Source organism: Rhizobium sp. L43, assembly GCF_002531725.1.
GTDB lineage: Bacteria > Pseudomonadota > Alphaproteobacteria > Rhizobiales > Rhizobiaceae > Rhizobium.
This window is the reverse complement of sequence record NZ_NWSQ01000092.1, coordinates 1-980: the sequence shown is the minus strand read 5'-3', so window position 1 is coordinate 980 and position 980 is coordinate 1. Positions and strand designations below refer to the sequence as shown.

Genomic DNA, 980 nt, shown 5'->3' with positions numbered 1-980 from the left:
CCCTCTCTGCGTTCCACCGCTGCTGCCGAGTCTCATCTTGATCGACGCTTCGTCTCATCTTGGTTGTCGCGCTGCAGACGTGTATGGTTGGTCATGCCCTCACGGAAACCTTGAATTGTTTCGAGAACGAGGCAATCCAGGGCGAGGATCGCAAAGCCATATGTTTGCTGGTGGTTAGATTTATCGACATCGATCAGGGTCTGCGCTGGCTTGATAAATCGGCCCTGTATGCGATCCCTTAGGACATCGACTGCTTTCAGCCACTCCTCCTGTTTCGGATTGTCGGGATCCAGTTCGAGGCCGCGCCAGAACGCGACCGTGTACTTCGGACTGATCTGCAGGCTACGGCTCTTTGTTGTCTCGCTCGTTCGCTTAGCTTTCAAGAAATCGCGATACTGGACCCCAACACGGAGAAGTCGTTGGGCCGGATCTGCTTTCGTAAGCATCCGGTGATTGCCGCACCTGGCGCTGATGGTGTGTAGGTTCAGCGGTCTGACTGAAGTGCCCCGACGGCTCTTGCCGCCTTGTCGCAGCGCTCTGAAAGTTCTGGGTATGAGAGCCCCATGTGCTCGGTCGCGATCTTGAAGAGATACTGCGCGATGGCATCAACTGAGGCGGTTTGATTGGCCAGCATGCCATAGACGGTATCGGCATAGGCATCATATTCGTCTTGCGCTTCAGGAATGTCCGACACCCCGATGGGGTCCCACTCGGTGAGCAATATTTTCCGAATGATAGCTCGGTTGGCTTTGCGATCCATCGTTGATCCTATGCCGCAACGGCTGCTGTTTGCGTCGGTTTCCAGTTCCACGGCAGCAATTGCTCCAGCCTGCTGATCGGCGTGTCGGCAATGTTGGCGAGAACGTCGGCGAGCCAAGCCTGTGGGTCGATGTCATTGAGCTTGGCGGTTTATGCCGACCGGCGAACTATGCCGATTAATCAACTTTTTGCCAACGTTTCCAGCACCATAGCGGCCGCCT

At 55.6% G+C, this 980-nt stretch carries 2 protein-coding genes and 1 pseudogene; all 3 read right to left on the bottom strand.

Annotated elements, in window-relative coordinates:
- Positions 1 to 32 precede the first annotated feature (32 nt).
- Positions 33 to 446 carry a hypothetical protein gene (locus CO667_RS34565; RefSeq protein WP_097622265.1) on the bottom strand — a complete coding sequence of 138 codons (414 nt, stop codon included), beginning with the start codon at positions 444 to 446 and terminating at the stop codon, positions 33 to 35.
- 38 nt (positions 447 to 484) lie between these two features.
- Positions 485 to 760, bottom strand: coding sequence for a hypothetical protein (locus CO667_RS34560; RefSeq protein WP_096772376.1), 276 nt, complete (start codon positions 758 to 760; stop codon positions 485 to 487).
- 8 nt (positions 761 to 768) lie between these two features.
- A pseudogene (locus CO667_RS34555) lies at positions 769 to 909 on the bottom strand (transposase domain-containing protein); the annotation flags it as partial.
- Positions 910 to 980: the final 71 nt, after the last annotated feature.